This window comes from Janthinobacterium sp. 78 (assembly GCF_003096775.1).
Taxonomy (GTDB): Bacteria; Pseudomonadota; Gammaproteobacteria; order Burkholderiales; family Burkholderiaceae_D; genus Janthinobacterium; species Janthinobacterium tructae.
The window spans coordinates 143832-160243 of record NZ_QENT01000001.1; the positions used below are offsets into that span (position 1 = coordinate 143832).

A 16412-nucleotide genomic window follows, 5' to 3' on the forward strand; every position below is an offset into this window, starting at 1 on the left:
CAATCACTTGGGGAAATGTGGCCCTTGGGGTCAGACCCTTCAAGGGTCTGACCCCAGCTTTTCCCCGGGTTACATCAGATCCCCATATTCGCTAAAATCTCACCCAACTCCCGCAACGCCGGCTCCAGCTTCGGATGCTTGACGGCGAACTTGGCCGACAATTCCTGGCTGCGCTCGGCCAGGCCATAGGTAGTCGACTCTTCGTCCTCTTCCTGCGCGGCGCGCTTTTCCAGCAGTTGCTGAATATCACCATTGAGCTTTTGCAGCAAACCATGCGTTTCTTCATCCACAGGATCGCCAGATGCGATGGTCGATTGCAGCTGTTGCAGCGATTCCTTGAGTTTGCTATCCATATCTTTTTCCTGTCAGTCAGTAAATTGCGTGTCCAGAAACAATTGTTCCACCTTGCTCCTGGCCCACGGGGTCTTGCGCAAAAACTTCAGGCTCGACTTGATGCTGGGATCGCTGATGAAGCAATTGATATCGATGTGCTTGGCCAGGCCGTCCCAGCCGTAGTGGGCGTGCAGGCGCGTCACGATACCTTCCAGGGTAATACCATTCAAATCTTGCTGACTCATATACTCTTTCGACTGCCTACTTATTTACATCTTACTCAATTCTACGCCGCCGGCACAGAAAGCTTGCGTGCGCCATGTCAACGCAACGCAAGCTTCTGATGAGGACGGCTTACTTGGCGTTCAAGCCGCGGCGTTCCAGCAATGGTTCCACGGTCGCATCGCGGCCGCGGAAGTCACGGAACAGTTGCAGCGCATCGACGCTGCCGCCGCGCGACAGCAATTTGCTGCGGAACCAGTCGCCATTCTTGCGCGTCAGGCCGCCGTTTTCCTTGAACCAGTTGACCGATTCCGCGTCCAGCTTTTCCGACCACAGGTAGGCATAATAGGCCGCCGAGTAGCCGCCCGAGAAGCTGTGCGAGAAGTAGCTGGTGCGGTAGCGCGGCGGTACGGGCGCGTAGTCGACGCCAGCGTCTTTCAGCGATGCCGCTTCAAAGGCCAGCACGTCGGTCGGAATCTGCGCTGGCGCCAGCTGGTGCCAGCGCTGGTCCAGCAGGGCCGCCGACAGGTATTCCGTGGTCATGAAGCCCTGGTTGAATTTCTTCGCCGCCGTGACTTTATCGAGCAGTTCCTGCGGCATGGCCGCGCCGCTCTGGTAGTGCTTGGCGTAATTTTGCAGCACTTCCGGCCAGACGGCCCACATTTCATTGACTTGCGATGGATACTCGACGAAGTCGCTCGGCACGCTGGTGCCGGCAAAGCGCGGGTATTTCACGTTCGAGAACATGCCGTGCAGCGCATGGCCGAATTCGTGGAACATGGTCGTCACTTCATCGAACGTCAGCAAGGTCGGCTGACCGGACGGTGGCTTCGGAATATTCAATTGATTCGCAACAACAGGATGCGTGCCCATCAAACTGGACTGCGACACGTATTCATTCATCCACGCGCCGCCATGCTTGTTGCCGCGCGCATAAAAGTCGGCGATGAACAGGGCCAGCGGCTTGCCGTTGGCGTCCAGCACGTCATACACGCGCACGTCCGGGTTGTACACCGGCAGATCAGTACGCTGCTTGAAGCTGATGCCATACAGTTTATTGGCGGCAAAGAAGACGCCATTATTCAGCACGCTGTTGAGTTCCAGGTACGGCTTCAGCTCGTTTTCATCAAAATTGAAACGCTGCTTGCGCAGCTTGTCCGTGTAGATGGCCCAGTCGGCCGCTGCCACCTGGAAACCGCCCTTTTCCGCATCGACCACTTGCTGCAGGTCGGCCGCTTCGCGGCGCGCGTTGGCGACGGCCGGTTTGGCCAGTTCCGACAGCAGGGTGTTGACGGCGGTCGTCGTCTTGGCCGTCTGGTCTTCCAGCGAATACGCAGCGTAATTGGCGTAACCGAGCAAGGTGGCCCGTTCGGCGCGCAATTTGGCCAGCTTCAGCACGATGGCGCGATTGTCGAACTCGCCGCCCTGGCTGCCCCGGTTCAGCGACGCATCCATCAAACGCTGACGCGTCTTGCGATCCGTCAATACGGCCAATGGCGGCTGGCCGCTGGTGTTGACGAGGGCGATGAGGAACTTGCCGTTCAAGCCGCGTTCCTTGGCGGCAGCGGCGGCCGTGTCGATATCGCTGTCCGTCATGCCTGCCAGTTCGGCGCGCGTGTCGACGACGATGCTCTTGGCATTCGTTTCCTTCAGCACGTTTTGCGCGAAGGCCGTTTCCAGGCCCGCCTGCTCGGCGTTGAAAGCCTTCAGCTTTTCCTTGTCCGCATCGGACAGCTTGGCGCCGGCGCGCACGAAATCGGTGTGATAGCGTTCCAGCAAGCGCAAGGATTCGGCATCGAGACCCAGCTTGTCGCGCTTGGCGTACAGGGTATCGATGCGGACGAACAGTTTTGGATTCAGGTCGATGGCATCCGTATGCGCGGCCAGCTTGGGCGACACATCCACTTCCACCGCTTCCAGCACGGGATTCGTGTTGGTCGAGGTCATGTTGCTGAAGATGTTTTGTACGCGGTGCAGCAGCTGCCCCGTGCGCTCGAGGGCCACGATGGTGTTTTCAAACGTGGGCGCCTGGCGGTTGTTGGCAATCGCATTGACTTCAGCCAGCTGACGTTTCATGCCTTCGGCAAACGCCGGCGCGTAGTGACCATCCTTGATCAGACCGAACTGCGGCATCTGGAATGGCAGCGGGCTAACTTTCAACAGCGGATTTTGGGCGCTGATGGCGGCGGGTGCGGAGTTGGCAGCGGTGGCGGCCAGGGCGGATGGAGCGGCGTGGGCCAGCATGACGCTGGCGGCGATGACGAGCAGTTGTGGACGGATCATGACATCTTTCAGGAAGCGCGGGGAAGAACCGCGATCGCGTCGCGGGCCAGTGGCAGATCATAGCAGCCTGTCACACAGGCGTCATCCAACATGGGCGATCCTGTGGTGCAGCACGCCAAATGCGCGGTTTACCACGGTTTGCAATCAACATCGCCAAATAAAAAAGGCTGCCAATCGCTTGGCAGCCTTTTTCATTGACCTGGCCTTGAGGCCGGAATGACGCGGATTACTTGCCGTTCAAGCCACGGCGTTGCAGCAGCGGCTCGATCTTCGCATCGCGGCCGCGGAAGTTACGGTAGATGTCGAGCGCATCGGCGCTGCCGCCGCGTGACAGCAACTTGGCTCTGAACCAGTCGCCGTTCTTGCGCGTCAGGCCGCCGTTTTCCTTGAACCACTCGACCGTATCGGCATCGAGCTTTTCCGACCACAGATACGCGTAGTAGCCGGCCGAATAACCGCCCGCGAACGCGTGCGAAAAGTACGTGGTGCGGTAGCGCGGCGGCGCCGGCGCGAAATCGACACCCGCCTGCGTCAAGGCGGTTTTTTCAAACGCCAGCACGTCGGTGGGGATCTGTGCCGGGGTCAGCTGATGCCAGCGCTGGTCCAGCAAGGCCGATGCCAGGTATTCCGTGGTTTTATAGCCCTGGTTGAAATTGTCGGCCGCCGTCACTTTGGCCAGCAGCTCGGCCGGGATGGCCGCGCCCGTCTGGTAGTGCTTGGCGTAGTTTTGCAGCACTTCCGGCCACAGCGCCCACATTTCATTGACTTGCGACGGGTATTCGACGAAGTCGCGCGGCACGCTGGTGCCGGCGAAGCGCGGGTATTTCACGTTCGAAAACATGCCGTGCAGCGCATGGCCGAATTCGTGGAACATGGTGTTGACTTCGTCAAACGTCATCAGGGTCGGCTGGCCCGCTTCCGGCTTCGGAATGTTGAGGTTATTCGCAATCACCGGCTTGCGGTTCAGCAAGCTCGACTGGCCCACGTAGGCATTCGCCCAAGCGCCGCCGCGCTTGTTGCTGCGCGCGTAAGGATCGAGCGTGAAAATGGCCAGTTGCGTGCCATCTTCATTGAAGACGTCGTACACCAGCATGTCGGCCGTGTAGACGGGCAAGTCGGTGCGCTGCTTGAAGGTGAGGCCGTACAACTTGCCAGCGGCAAAGAACACGCCCTTGGTCAATACGCTGTGCATTTCAAAGTACGGTTTGAGTTGCGTTTCATCAAAGTTGTAGCGTTCGGCGCGTACCTTGTCGCTATAGAAAGCCCAGTCGGCAGCGCCCACCTTGAAGCCGCCTTTGCCTGCATCGATGACCTTCTGGATATCGTCCGCTTCACGCCGCGCATTGACGACGGCCGGCTTCGCCAGCTCGCCCAGCAGGGCGTTCACGGCGGTGGTGTCATGCGCCGTCTGGTCTTCCAGCGAATAGGCCGCATAGTTCGGGTAGCCCATCAGCGCGGCACGTTCAGCGCGCAGTTTCGCCAGTTCCAGCACTTCGGCGGTATTGTCGAACTCGCCGCCACGGCTGCCGCGCGCTTGCGAAGCGGCCATGATGCGTTCGCGCACGGCGCGGTTGGTCAGCAGCGACAGCGGCGCCTGGCCCGTCGTATTGACGAGGGCGATCACGTATTTGCCATCGAGACCGCGCTTCTTGGCCAGGCCGGCAGCCACTTCGATGGCGGCCGGCGACAGGCCGTCCAGCTCTTCGCGCGTATCGACGACGACGGCCGACGCGTTCAATTCCTTCAGCACGTTCTGTGCGAACTTGGTCGACAGGGCAGCGAGCTGGCCGTTGTAGGCACGCAGCTTTTGCTTGTCCGCCGCCGACAGCTTGGCGCCCGCGCGTACAAAATCCGTGTGATAGCGTTCCAGCAAACGCTTCGATTCGGCATCGAGGCCCAGCTTGTCGCGCTTGGCGTACAGGCTGTCGATGCGCTTGAACAACTTGTCGTTGAGCATGACCGCGTCGCTGTGGGCGGCCATTTTCGGCGCCAGCTCGCGTTCCAGGCCCTGGATCGTCTCATTCGTGTTCGAGCCGGACATCACGGAAAACACGGTGCGCACACGGCTCAGCAGCTGACCCGAGCGTTCCATGGCGACGATGGTGTTGTCGAACGTGGCCGCTTTCGGGTTATTCGCAATCGCGTTGATTTCCGCCAGGTTGGCGGCCATGCCGGCCGTAAAGGCGGGCGCGTAGTCGGCGTCCTGCACCTTGTCGAACGGCGGATAGTGGAATGGCAGGCTGCTCGCTTGCGCAAACGGGTTCGAGGCGGGCAAGGCGGCGGCCGCGGTAGCGGCAGTGGTGGGCACGGTGGTGGCGGCAAAAGCGGCGGCGGCTGGTGCCAGCATCAGGCTGGCGGCGATGACGAGCATTGTAGGACGGGTCATGTCTTCTTTCAAGAAACGCAAGAGAGCCGCGATTGTGTCGCGGGCCAGCCTGAAATAATAACAGCCTGACACACTTGCGTCACCCGCCGCTACCGATGGTAGCGCGCCTGCCGGTGAGGAACGGTTTTCATGCGCTCCGCGCCACGATGCCGATTCAGTAATGCGGCGGACGTTCGTTGACCAGTCCGCCGTTTGCCTGCTGCGCCCCGTCGCGCACGTGTTCGCCCAGCTTGTGCAGCATCGCTTCGAGCTGGTCGATGCGCTTGCCTTGCTGGTACACCATCTGGTTCAGCGACTCGACCAGGTCTTCCTGCTGCGCCAGCTTGATTTCGATATCGACGAAACGTGTTTCCATCTGTTCTGCATTGTCCATGGTGCTCTCGGTGATTCCTGACTGAAAGCGGCATTCTACCGCCGCAGCGGCGTGAGCCAGCACAAACCTCGTCCATTCCCCATCGGTCAGGCGGCCATTTCTGCCTATTCTTCCCTGATGGCTGAATCAAACCGCTTGACGAATGAGAACAAACGATTACAATGGACGTATCCACCTTGCCTGACCTGATCGATACGCGCAAGACGGCCGAATACCGGCGCTGGGAAGATTCCCTGCACGACGTGGCGGCGGCCGCCATCGATGCGCGCATCAAGCATTTGCAGCACGGAAAAAAGGGCGACTGGCGGCCAGTGGGTGAAGGCGTGTGCGAGCTGCGTTTTTTACAGACGGGACCTGGCTGGCGCGTGTATTTTCACGAAACGAATCGGGGCACCCTGATCTTGTTGCTGCTGGGTGGAAACAAATCGAGCCAGCAACGCGACATCAAGCAGGCGCAAGCGATCCTCAAGGACTTGAAAGCCCGGCAGTCAGCCATCCGGAAAGCGGCGGCAGGCCCATCGACAGGAGTACGAAAAAAATGAACCAGGACATACACAGTGACACCTTCGATCTCGACGACCTGGAAGCCTTAGGCCTGAGCAAATTTGACCCGACGCAACACCTGACCAGCAAAGCCGCCGTGGCCGCCTACATGAGCGAAATCGTCGCCACCGGCAACGCCGAGCTGTTCCAGGCTGCCATGAACGACGTGGTGCGTGCCTACGGCATGGGCAAGGTGGCGGCGCGGGCCGACATCACGCGCGAAGGCGCCTATAAAGCCTTGCGCGAAGGCAGCAAGCCGCGCTTCGAAACCATTTTGAAGATGCTCGATGCGCTGGGCATGCAGCTGGCCATCGTGCCAAAAACCACGCCGGACGGCGCCGTGGAAGCCTGAACGCCGCTTACACTTTCGGCGTGGCCAGCAAGGCCTTCATGCGCGCCAGCCGTTCTTTCGGCGAAATGATTTCCGACTCCGTCGGCACGGCGTCGCCCACGTCGAGTTGCATTTCCTTGATGAAACGCGACGGGTCACAATGGACTTGCTCGCCCGCCCGCTTGCGTTTCTTGCACCAGGTCACGTGCAAGGTGCGCTGGGCGCGCGTGATGCCCACATACATCAGGCGGCGCTCTTCCTGGATGCGCGCGGCGATGGTTTCGGCGGGCGCGTCAGGGTCGCCCTTGTGCGGCAAGATGCCCTCTTCCACACCGACCAGAAACACGTGCGGGAATTCAAGACCCTTGGACGCGTGCAGGGTGGACATGCGCACGGCGTCCTGCTCTTCGTCCTTGCCTTCGAGCATGGTCATCAGGGCCACCATCTGCGTCAGTTCCAGCACGTTCTTTTCTTCGCCGTCGCGGTCCTTGCCGCCCCTGCCCCGTTCCTTGAGCCAGTTGACGAATTCCAGCACGTTCTGCCACTTGCTTTGCGCTTGCCGTTCCTCGAAGGCATCGTACAGATACGATTCGTAGTGGATTTCCTTCATCATGTCGTCCAGCACTTCGGCCGCGTTGTCGCCGCTGCCAGCCGCGCCGGGACGGCTGGCGCGCGATTCGAGATCGTTGATGAAGTTGCAGAAGTCGCGTAGCGGCCCCAGTTGGCGGTCCGTCAGCTTGGCCTCGATGCCGCCTTTAAAGACGGCCTGGAACAGCGAGCACTGCCACTGCCCCGAAAACGCGCCCAGCACTTCCAAAGTCGACTGTCCCACGCCACGGCGCGGCGTCGTCACGGCGCGAATGAAGGCCGGGTCATCGTCTTCGTTCGCCAGCAAACGCAGATAGCTGATGATGTCCTTGATCTCGGCCTTGTCGAAAAAGCTCTGGCCGCCCGAAATCGTGTACGGGATGCGTTCCTTGCGCAGACACTGCTCGATGATGCGCGCCTGGTGGTTGCCCCGGTACAAAATCGCATAATCGGAAAACTTGTTCTTGCGCTCAAAATGGTCGGCCGAAATCATGATGGCGACCTGCTCCGCCTCCTGCTCGTCCGTCTGCATGCCCAGCACCTTGATCGGCTCGCCCAGGCCGTGTTCCGACCACAGCGACTTTTCAAACAGTTTCGGGTTGTTGCCGATGACGGCATTGGCCGCGTTGAGCACGCGCATGGTGGAGCGGTAATTCTGCTCGAGCTTGATCACCCGCAAATCGGGGAAATCCGTTTCCAGGGTCTTCAGGTTTTCCACGGTGGCGCCGCGCCAGGCATAAATGGCCTGGTCATCGTCGCCCACGGCCGTAAACATCGGCTTCTTGCCGATGCCCGTCACCATCAGTTTCACCAATTCGTACTGGCACGTATTCGTATCCTGGTATTCGTCGACGAGCAGGTAGCGCAAACGGCGCTGCCACTTGTCGCGCACGGGGCCGTTGTTGCGGAACAGTTCCACCGGCAAGCGGATCAGATCGTCGAAATCGACGGCCTGGTAGGCAGACAGGGTGGCCACATAACTGCGGTAGATGCGCGCCGCGTTCGCCTCGTCCTCATCCTTCGCCTGCGCCAGCGCCATGTCCGGGTCGATCAGGCCGTTTTTCCACAAGGACATGGCGTTCTGGATGCCGCGTATCACCTGTTTATCGGTGGTAATGGCGAGGTCTTGCACGAGGGAAAAACAGTCGTCGCTGTCCATGATGGAAAAGCGGTCTTTCAATCCGACGCCATTGGCTTCCTGGCGCAGGATTTTCACACCCAGCGAGTGGAAAGTCGACACCGTCAACTGCTTGGCCTGGCGCGGTTGCTTCAAGAGTTTGGCGATGCGTTCCTGCATTTCCAGCGCCGCCTTGTTGGTGAAGGTCAGCGCGGCGATGGTGCGCGGGTCATAGCCGCGGTCTTCGATCAGATGGGCGATCTTTTGCGTGATCACGCGCGTCTTGCCCGAGCCGGCGCCCGCCAGCACCAGGCAAGGGCCGTCGAGGTAGGTAACCGCTTCGCTTTGGGGCGCATTCAGACCGAACTGTGGTGCTTTGGACATCAGGGTATTTCCGCAGGGAACAGCAGCCCATTGTAACAGCGTCGCGCGCCCCATTTGCACGGCAAGATCTGCGTGAAAAACAGGCAATGGCATTGATATCTCGCCAATTGCCGCCATCTTGGCCCATGCCATGCGTGCGGCGATGTCAGCGCTGGAGTACCATTCCGCCTGTATCGCGCGTGCGCGCCCACTTACCGAATGACAGTCCCATGAAATTTGAACACCTGATTGAAATCAACGATCCTTTGAACCCGCTGATCGACACCCTGAGCCTGGAACAAGTCTGGCGCGGCCTGGTCTTGCGCGCCGAGTCGCCGAAGCTGTTCGTGCCGCACCTGGACGAGTGCCAGATCAGCGAGCGCAGCGACGCCGGTTTCGCGCGCAGCCTGCGCTATGGCGAGCTGGTCATCAACGACAAGGTGGTGCTGATACCGCAACTGCAGGTGCGCTACGACGTGCCGGCGCAACAGGATATCAGCGCCTCCTCGCTGGTGATGACCATCGAGATGCCCGATGAAGCGAGCCTGTGGGTGCGCTTCCAGTATGACGACGGCCACGACGCGGCCACCGATGCGGCCAACGCCCTGTACGACGACTTCCGCCGCTCCGCCTACAAGGAATCCGACATCGACACGGTGCGCATCATGCGCGAGCTGGCGGCCGAGGGCCGCCTCGATGCGGGTCTGTTGAACTGACCGTTACGCCGCTTTTTTCGCTGCCTTGCGCCGCGTCATAAAACCCACCAGGCCCAGGCCGGCCAGCATCATGGCGTAGGTGCCGGGTTCCGGCACGGCCGACACGTTCACGGCGTTGATGCCCCAGCCTTCGTCACCGAGGCCTTGCGCATTGCCCGAGTAGGAATACGTGATCGAGTTGAGGCCGCTCAACAAGGCAATGGGAATGTAGACGCTGGCTTTGCCGCCGCTGAAAGCGCCATTCGTCTGGGCATTGACGGTGGCATTGTTGGGGTTCAGGTAAATCACGTTGGCGCCGCCGCCGCCCAGGTCCCAGCTGCCCGTCAGCAGCGTCGTGCCGTTGACGCTCAGCTTGAAGAGGTCCGCATAATCATTCGCGCCATCCAGACTGGCATATCCTTGAATCTCGAAACTCAGCAATGCCGCGCCGGCCGAGGCGGTAAAAGTATCGGTAATCTGGCCAGGGCTGGCCAAGGCGCCCAAACCACTGTGGTTGTCGGAAAACACCGTGGCGGCGTGCGCATTGGACAACAGGGCGGCGCCGGACAGGGCCATCAGGCAGATCAGTTTTTTCATCGCTAAGCTCCAGTGTAGATACGGATCATGTGGTCATGGCTGAGATCTGCAACGGGAGTTTGACGACCTCTCGCCGCTATCGGCCAACGCTGTATTTGTAACCATCAGGAAACTAATGGTAATAATCTTTTGCAGTAATTGCAATTAATCAATTATTATTTTTGCAAATACAGTGACATAAATGACACAGCAATCACGCCCTGGCGCTGCTGCCCCACAGCTGGTCGGGGCGAAACTGCAGCCCCGCCTGCTCCGCGCTGAGCACTTCGCGAATGGCGTGCAAGTCCACGCGCGTATCGCGCCGCAGCGGCACGTCCAGGCGCGCGCCACGCGGGCCGATCAGCGATTGCACATGGGGCGTGGTGGCATTCAAGCCCTTGCGCGTGACGACGCCGATTTCCCCATTGAGTAATTTGACGAAGGTGCCGACCGGGTAGATACCCAGCTCGCGCACCAGCAGCGAGGCCAGCGGCGCATCCAGCGTGGCCTTGTCGGCCATCAGCATTTCACGCAGGGCCACGTTCGGCAGCAAGGGCTGGCGATAGCTGCGCCTTGACACGCGCGCGCAATAGCGGTCGGCCAGCATGATCAGGCGCGCGCCGATGCCGATCGCCTCGCCTTGCGTGCCCAGCGGATAGCCGCTGCCATCGATATTTTCATGGTGCTGCAGCACGGCTTGCAGCCAGACGGCGTCCGTGACGCCGGCCGCGCGCAGCAAGTCGACACCCGCTTGCGGATGGGCGCGCAAATAGGCGCGTTCCTGCGCGTCCAGCGGGCCCGCCTTGTGCTGGAAATCCGCATGGCGTTCCAGCATGCCCACATTCATGCTCAGCGCAGCGAGCAGCACGCTGCGGATTACCCCGTCATCGAGTTTCAGGGCACGCGCCAGCAAGGCCGTGATGACGGCCGTGTCGACGCTGTGGCGCACGGCAAAGTCGCCCGCACCCTGGTTGTGCAGGATGCAGGCCAGCGCCACGTCGGCGTCCAGTGCCACCGCCTCTTCCACCAACTGCGCCAGCGGCACCAAGGATGCGTGGCTGCCCGCCTGCCCGGCGGCAATCGCCGGCAAGACGAGGGCCAGGCCCGCCGTGACGAGGTTCAGCATGCGCAGGGCCGACGGCGCTTCCGTGGCCGTGCGCGGCACGTCCGCGCTGGTATCGGCGATGACGCCACGCGCCAGCAGTAATGCGATCTGGTTCTCGCTGCTGATGACATGGCCCAGCCTGGCCAGCAAGCTGCCCGTCTCATCATGCACGTCCCAGGGCAGGGCCACGCCCAGGGCGAGTTCTCCCGCATAAATGCGCCGAATTTTCACATCGTCTCCGTCATCGCTAGCCGCCACCCTTTTTACCATCAGGAAGTCGTGGGCATGAACCAATTGAAATATTTTTTGCTTTTAGTCAATATTCCAATGTGGCAACGATGATCGCGCAATCATGTGCGCTTGTCTACAAAATTGTTTAAATACAAAAATTGCATCAGACGCCAGGCGAGCAATCGGCGCAGCCCGGTGCGTGTTCCGGGTCTTTTTCCAGGTGCAGCGCCAGCTCGCGCAAGGCCGTGCGCACGCCTTCCTCGATGACGGGGTGGTAAAACGGCATGTCGAGCATGGCCGGCACCGTCAGCTGTGCCTGGCATGCCCAGGCCAGCAAGTGGCCCAGGTGTTCCGCCCGTGGGCCGATCAGTTCGGCGCCGAGAAAGCGCTTGCTGCCAAACTCTGCATACACGCGCAGCAAGCCCTGGTTTTGCAGCATCACGCGGCTGCGGCCCTGGTTGCCGAACGACACGGCACCGACGGCAAAGCGGCCCGCGTGGCTCACGCACAGTTGCTGGTAGGTGGCGCCCAGGGTGGCGATTTGCGGCTCCGTGAAGGCGATCGCCAGCGGCGTGCGGCGCAAGCCAGGTTTGACGTCAGGAAAGCGCGCCGCATTCTCGCCCGCGATGCGGCCCTCGTCGGCAGCTTCGGGCAGCAGCGGCAAGGCGTTGTCGGCATCGCCGGCGATAAAGATGGCGCTCTTGCCGCACTGCATGGTGTGCGGGTCATGCAGGGGAATGCCGTGGCGGTCGAGCTCGATTTGCGCCGTGTCCAGCCCGATGTGGTCCACGTTCGGACGGCGGCCGATGGCGGCCAGCAGATACTCGAACTGCTCGGTTTTTTCCGCGCCCGCGCCATCGCGGCTGGTGAGCACGATGCCGCTGCCATCCGATGTTTTTTCCACGTGCGCCACCGTGGTCTGGAAGCGGATGTCGAGTTCGCGCGCCAGCACGGCGCCCGCCTCGCGCAGCACCAGCGGGTCCGTCAGCTGCGCGACTTTGTTGCCGCGCGCAAACAGGGTCACGCGCACGCCCAGGCGGGCCAGCGCCTGGCCCAGCTCCAGGCCGATGACGCCGCCGCCGACCACGGCCACCGATTGCGGCAAGTCCGTCCATTCGAACACGGCGTCGCTGGTGATGACTCTGTCGCCCGCCGCCCGCCACTCGGGCGGCACGATGGACGTGGAACCGGTGGCAATCACCACGCTGGCCGCTTCCACCAGCGTGTGTTCATCCACCTGCAATGTGCCGGGGGAAATAAAGCGCGCATGGCCGCGCAGTTTTTCTTCCTCGGGGATGGCATTGACGCCATCGAGGACGAAACCGACAAAGCGGTCGCGCTCGCTACGCACCCTGGCCATCACTTGCTGGCCATCGATGCGCACGGGGCCCGGATGCACGCCAAAAGCGGGCGCGGCAGCCACCGCATGGGCCGCCTCGGCCGCCGCGATCAAGAGTTTGCTGGGCATGCAGCCCACGCGCGCGCAGGTCGTGCCGTACGGCCCGCTTTCGATCATCAGCACGCGCTTGCCCTGCATGCGCGCCGCCTTGTGCGCCGTCATGCCGGCCGTGCCGCTGCCGATCACGGCCACATCCACTTGTAGTGTTTTCATCGTGCTGTCCATCCCACTGAGGTTGCTCACAGCGTTCGATACTACCCGTTTGCCGAAAATAAGGTTTTACTTTGCTGCAATATATGTATTAGTATAACTAATCATTTTTAGAATTTATAAGCTGAGCTAATGGGATCACTCGATTATCGCGCGCTGGCCGTGCTGGACGCCGTGGCCAGCCATGGCAGTTTCGACAAGGCCGCCCTGGCGCTGGGCATCACCCAGTCGGCCGTCTCGCAGCGCATCAAGGCGCTGGAAGACGCCAGCGGGCGCCTGCTGATCATCCGTGGCCAGCCGGCCGTGCCGACGGGCCTGGGTCAGCGCCTGATCGTGCATCACCGCAACGTCAAGCTGATGGAAGCGTCGCTCGACATCGACCTGGGCAACAGCGTCAGCATGCCGGAAATCGCCATCGCCATCGATGCCGACAGCCTGGCCACCTGGTTCCCCGACACTTTATCCGCCCTGCTGGCGCCGCCGCGCTGCCAGCTCGACGTGCGCCTGGCCGACAGCGACAGCGCCTTGCAAATGGTGCGCGACGGCTCCGTGTTCGGCTGCGTGGCGGCCGAGTCCGGCACAGCACTGGACGCGGCGGCGGCCACCAGCGTCACGCCGCTGGGCACCCTGCGCTATGTCTGCGTGGCCACACCCGTGTTTGCGGGCCACTGGTTCGGCGATGGTTTCAGTGCCGAGGCGGTGCAGCTGGCGCCGGCCGTGGTGGGTCAGCACGGCTTGCTGGCACGTTTCCTTGCTGAAAAATTGAGCATGCGTGAACCGTTTCCGCACCATACTTTACCCGTGGAAGCGGCGCGCCGCGGCTGCGTCCAGGATGGACTGGCTTACGGCCTGATGCCGCAGCGCCTGGCCGCGCCAGCGCTGGCAACGGACCGCCTCGTGGATCTGCTGCCGGGCAGCACCCTGGATATGCCGCTGAGCTGGCATGCGTGGACTCTGGACACGCCGTTTACCAAGCTGCTGTCCGAGCAGATCGTCAAATCGGCGCGCGATTACCTGCAGTAATTTAAATATCCAGCGGGTCCACTTCCAGCGACCATTTCACGCGCGACTTCATGGCGCGCAGCTCACTTAACCATTCTTTTAAAAACGCCTGCAGGGCCGGCCGCGAGGGCGATTCCAGCAGCAGCTGGGCGCGGTCCACGTTGTAGACGCGCGTCATGCTCATGGGAATCGGGTCATTGATGGTCACTTGCGGGTGCGCCATACACTCCTTGGCCGCCTGCAGGAATTCGATGGCCGTGGCCAGCTCGGGCGCCTCGGCGCGCAGCAGGGCCTGGAACAGGTACGGTGGCAACGCCGCCTGCGCCCGCTCTTCCAGCAAGGTCGTGGCGAAATGGTCGTAGTCGTGGTTGACGACGGCGTCGTACAGCGGATGGCGCGCATAGCGCGTCTGGATCAGCACCTCACTGACGCTGCCGCCTTCCGTCTGCGCGGCCCGCCCGGCCCGGCCCGCCACCTGCATCAGCTGGGCGAACAGCCGTTCGCTGGCCCGGTAATCCTGCGAAAACAAGGCCGTGTCCGGATTCAAAATGCCGACCAAGGTCAGCTTTTTGAAATCGTGGCCCTTGGCCACCATCTGCGTGCCGATCAGAATATCCACTTCGCCCCGGTGCACGGTGTCGAACGCTTCCTGCGCGCTGCCCTTCTTGCGCGTGGAATCGGCATCGATGCGCAAGATGCGCGCCTCGGGAAACAATTGCTGCAAACCTTCTTCCACCCGCTGCGTGCCGCGTCCCAGCGGCTGCAAGTCGACGTTGCCGCAGGTGGGGCAATGGCGGGGAATGCGCAATTCCAGGCTGCAATGGTGGCAGCGCAGCCGGTGCTCGGGCTTGTGCAGCACCATGAACGAGGTGCAGCGCGTGCAATTGCTGATCCAGCCGCACGATTCACAACAGATCACGGGCGAATAGCCGCGCCGGTTCAAAAACAGCAGCGACTGCTCACCGCGCTCCATGCGCAGTTTCAAGGCGGCCACCAGATGCGAGGTCAGGCCATCTTTCGGCTTGTCGCGCTCCATGTCGAGGATCTTGACGCGCGGCAAGACGGCATTTTTCACCGCCCGCTCGCGCAGTTCCAGCTTGCGGTAGCGCCCCGTCTGCGCGTGGTGCCAGCTTTCCAGCGAGGGCGTGGCCGAACCGAGCACGATGGGAATCTGCAATTGCCAGGCGCGCCACACGGCCAGGTCGCGCGCAGAATAGCGCAAGCCTTCCTGCTGCTTGTAGGACGGGTCGTGTTCCTCGTCGATGACGATCAGTTTGAGTTTCGGCAAGGACGCCAGGATGGCCAGCCGCGTGCCGAGCACGATGCGCGCCTGGCCCTGGTGGGCGGCCAGCCAGTGCAGCATGCGTTCGCCCTCGGACAGGCTGCTGTGCAAGGTGGCCAGCATGACGCCGGGAAAGCGCGCGCGGATATTGCCTTCCAGCTGGGGTGTCAGGTTAATTTCCGGCACCAGGATGAGGATTTGCGCCGCCTCGTCGCGCGCCAGCACCTGGGCGCAGGCTTGCAGATACACTTCCGTCTTGCCGCTGCCCGTTACGCCGTACAGCAAGGTCGGCTTGAAACCCAAGGCGCCGCCGATGGCGTCGGCCGCTTCTTGCTGGGCGGCATTCAGGGCCGGCATGTTCAGCGGCGTGCCGTCGTGCGCATCGGCCAGCTTGGCCAGCTTCTTGATGGCGCGGTCCAGTGCCACGGTGGTCAGCACGCGCAGATTCTTCGGCAAACCCGGCAGCGCCACCTCGCCCAGCGGGCGCTGGTAGTAATCGGCGGCAAAGGCGGCCAGCGCCAGCCACTGTTCCGACAGCGGCGCCAGCTGGCTGCGCACGGCCAGCACGTCCTTCAATTTCGCGGCGGGCACGTCGGTGCTGCTTGAGATGCCGACGATCAGCCCCATCACTTCGCGCCGGCCAAACGGCACCAGCGCCAGCTGCCCCACTTGCGGTAGCGGCACGTCCGCCGCCGCGTTCCAGCGGTAGTCGAACAGGGCGTTCAGGGGCGTGTCGAGCGCGATTTTCAGGATGCACGACGTCAAAAGGCACTGCGACATGGGGAGTTGGCCTATCTTATAAAAAAGCGCGCGGCAGGGTCCATCGCGCGGCGGGAGGTCAGGCATCAAGCCAGCGGGCCATGATACTTGTTTCGTCCGTCAAACGCCTAACCGCAGGCAGCACAGCGTGTCATCATGCCTGAAGAAAATTCTGTGGATAACTTTGTGGACAAAGCAAAATTAACTTTCATAAAAATGTGGACAGAAAATTTTGATCGCCGTCAAGAGGGGCACGCAAGAAAAATTAACTATTTAAAATCAATGACTTAAAAATTGATCCCCGGAAGGCGATAAATCCGTGGGGCATTTCCGCCGCTGTGCATAACTGAACCATTTCTGATTTTTTTATACAGGAATAAGCACCGTTTTGATGCATGCCTTGCGCAAAAATCTCCACCATAGGCGGCAAAGTTGACAATTGCCGGGCAAGCGTTCGGTTTTGCCTGGCGCGCGGCGAAACATTGTTGAATGATCATGCAGTGCAACATGCACTTCAGGTGAAATCTGAACATCGACGCTAAGTATCGGTTAACAAAATACTTTTCAATTTTATCCACAGAATCTGTTGATAACTTTGTGGACAATGAAGGAAT

Annotated in this window: 14 protein-coding genes; 4 read left to right on the top strand and 10 right to left on the bottom strand. The window is 61.2% G+C overall.

The genetic code is table 11. The features are described from left to right. Positions 1-74: 74 nt before the first annotated feature. The 5 genes from C8C92_RS00610 to C8C92_RS00630 form a co-directional block, all read right to left on the bottom strand. Entirely contained in the window at positions 75-353 is a 279-nt protein-coding gene (locus tag C8C92_RS00610) for a DUF4404 family protein (protein WP_116742752.1), read from the bottom strand. Between the two features lie 12 nt (positions 354-365). Beyond that, entirely contained in the window at positions 366-578 is a 213-nt protein-coding gene (locus C8C92_RS00615; protein WP_070219603.1) for a VF530 family protein, read from the bottom strand. A gap of 109 nt (positions 579-687) precedes the next feature. Continuing rightward, positions 688-2838, bottom strand: a complete 2151-nt coding sequence (locus C8C92_RS00620; RefSeq protein ID WP_116742753.1) for a M3 family metallopeptidase — start codon at positions 2836-2838, stop codon at positions 688-690. A gap of 226 nt (positions 2839-3064) precedes the next feature. Further along, positions 3065-5224, bottom strand: a complete 2160-nt coding sequence (locus tag C8C92_RS00625; protein WP_243420072.1) for a M3 family metallopeptidase — start codon at positions 5222-5224, stop codon at positions 3065-3067. 154 nt (positions 5225-5378) lie between these two features. Next, positions 5379-5597 carry a SlyX family protein gene (locus C8C92_RS00630; protein ID WP_070290273.1) on the bottom strand — a complete coding sequence of 73 codons (219 nt, stop codon included), beginning with the start codon at positions 5595-5597 and terminating at the stop codon, positions 5379-5381. Positions 5598-5758: 161 nt separating this feature from the next. Between C8C92_RS00630 and C8C92_RS00635 the strand changes: the two genes are divergently transcribed. Further along, the gene (locus tag C8C92_RS00635) at positions 5759-6139 is read left to right on the top strand and encodes a type II toxin-antitoxin system RelE/ParE family toxin (RefSeq protein WP_243420073.1); all 381 of its coding nucleotides are present in this window, start codon (positions 5759-5761) and stop codon (positions 6137-6139) included. Then, positions 6136-6492 carry an addiction module antidote protein gene (locus tag C8C92_RS00640; protein ID WP_099761574.1) on the top strand — a complete coding sequence of 119 codons (357 nt, stop codon included), beginning with the start codon at positions 6136-6138 and terminating at the stop codon, positions 6490-6492. Before C8C92_RS00635 ends, C8C92_RS00640 begins: the two co-directional genes overlap by 4 nt. A gap of 7 nt (positions 6493-6499) precedes the next feature. Here C8C92_RS00640 and C8C92_RS00645 read toward each other — a convergent pair whose 3' ends face one another. Continuing rightward, entirely contained in the window at positions 6500-8560 is a 2061-nt protein-coding gene (locus tag C8C92_RS00645) for a UvrD-helicase domain-containing protein (RefSeq protein ID WP_101483210.1), read from the bottom strand. A 209-nt stretch (positions 8561-8769) separates the two neighbouring features. On the opposite strand from C8C92_RS00645, the gene C8C92_RS00650 reads away from it, so the two are divergent. Continuing rightward, positions 8770-9255, top strand: coding sequence for an SRPBCC family protein (locus C8C92_RS00650; RefSeq protein ID WP_116742755.1), 486 nt, complete (start codon positions 8770-8772; stop codon positions 9253-9255). Between the two features lie 3 nt (positions 9256-9258). On the opposite strand, the gene C8C92_RS00655 is transcribed toward C8C92_RS00650, so the two are convergent. From C8C92_RS00655 to C8C92_RS00665, 3 genes are all read right to left on the bottom strand, one after another. Then, a complete protein-coding gene (locus C8C92_RS00655; protein ID WP_180287846.1) occupies positions 9259-9831 on the bottom strand; it encodes an FxDxF family PEP-CTERM protein in 573 nt (190 codons plus the stop codon). 193 nt (positions 9832-10024) lie between these two features. Continuing rightward, positions 10025-11146, bottom strand: coding sequence for an HD domain-containing phosphohydrolase (locus C8C92_RS00660; RefSeq protein ID WP_243420074.1), 1122 nt, complete (start codon positions 11144-11146; stop codon positions 10025-10027). 163 nt (positions 11147-11309) lie between these two features. Continuing rightward, the gene (locus C8C92_RS00665) at positions 11310-12758 is read right to left on the bottom strand and encodes a dihydrolipoyl dehydrogenase (RefSeq protein ID WP_116745797.1); all 1449 of its coding nucleotides are present in this window, start codon (positions 12756-12758) and stop codon (positions 11310-11312) included. Positions 12759-12887: 129 nt separating this feature from the next. Here C8C92_RS00665 and C8C92_RS00670 point away from each other — a divergent pair, with 129 nt between their 5' ends. After that, positions 12888-13778, top strand: a complete 891-nt coding sequence (locus tag C8C92_RS00670) for an ArgP/LysG family DNA-binding transcriptional regulator (RefSeq protein ID WP_099761563.1) — start codon at positions 12888-12890, stop codon at positions 13776-13778. Position 13779: 1 nt separating this feature from the next. Here C8C92_RS00670 and C8C92_RS00675 read toward each other — a convergent pair whose 3' ends face one another. Continuing rightward, on the bottom strand, positions 13780-15819 hold the full coding sequence (locus tag C8C92_RS00675; RefSeq protein ID WP_116742756.1) for a primosomal protein N': 2040 nt from the start codon (positions 15817-15819) through the stop codon (positions 13780-13782). Positions 15820-16412: the final 593 nt, after the last annotated feature.

Bases quoted from the DNA above. Each gene is read 5' to 3' on its own strand.
- C8C92_RS00640 (WP_099761574.1), top strand. From the start codon at position 6,136: ATGAACCAGGACATACACAGTGACACCTTCGATCTCGACGACCTGGAA.
- C8C92_RS00625 (WP_243420072.1), bottom strand. From the start codon at position 5,224: ATGACCCGTCCTACAATGCTCGTCATCGCCGCCAGCCTGATGCTGGCA.
- C8C92_RS00665 (WP_116745797.1), bottom strand. From the start codon at position 12,758: ATGAAAACACTACAAGTGGATGTGGCCGTGATCGGCAGCGGCACGGCC.
- C8C92_RS00635 (WP_243420073.1), top strand. From the start codon at position 5,759: ATGGACGTATCCACCTTGCCTGACCTGATCGATACGCGCAAGACGGCC.
- C8C92_RS00670 (WP_099761563.1), top strand. From the start codon at position 12,888: ATGGGATCACTCGATTATCGCGCGCTGGCCGTGCTGGACGCCGTGGCC.
- C8C92_RS00675 (WP_116742756.1), bottom strand. From the start codon at position 15,819: ATGTCGCAGTGCCTTTTGACGTCGTGCATCCTGAAAATCGCGCTCGAC.
- C8C92_RS00650 (WP_116742755.1), top strand. From the start codon at position 8,770: ATGAAATTTGAACACCTGATTGAAATCAACGATCCTTTGAACCCGCTG.
- C8C92_RS00615 (WP_070219603.1), bottom strand. From the start codon at position 578: ATGAGTCAGCAAGATTTGAATGGTATTACCCTGGAAGGTATCGTGACG.
- C8C92_RS00610 (WP_116742752.1), bottom strand. From the start codon at position 353: ATGGATAGCAAACTCAAGGAATCGCTGCAACAGCTGCAATCGACCATC.
- C8C92_RS00645 (WP_101483210.1), bottom strand. From the start codon at position 8,560: ATGTCCAAAGCACCACAGTTCGGTCTGAATGCGCCCCAAAGCGAAGCG.
- C8C92_RS00655 (WP_180287846.1), bottom strand. From the start codon at position 9,831: ATGAAAAAACTGATCTGCCTGATGGCCCTGTCCGGCGCCGCCCTGTTG.
- C8C92_RS00630 (WP_070290273.1), bottom strand. From the start codon at position 5,597: ATGGACAATGCAGAACAGATGGAAACACGTTTCGTCGATATCGAAATC.
- C8C92_RS00620 (WP_116742753.1), bottom strand. From the start codon at position 2,838: ATGATCCGTCCACAACTGCTCGTCATCGCCGCCAGCGTCATGCTGGCC.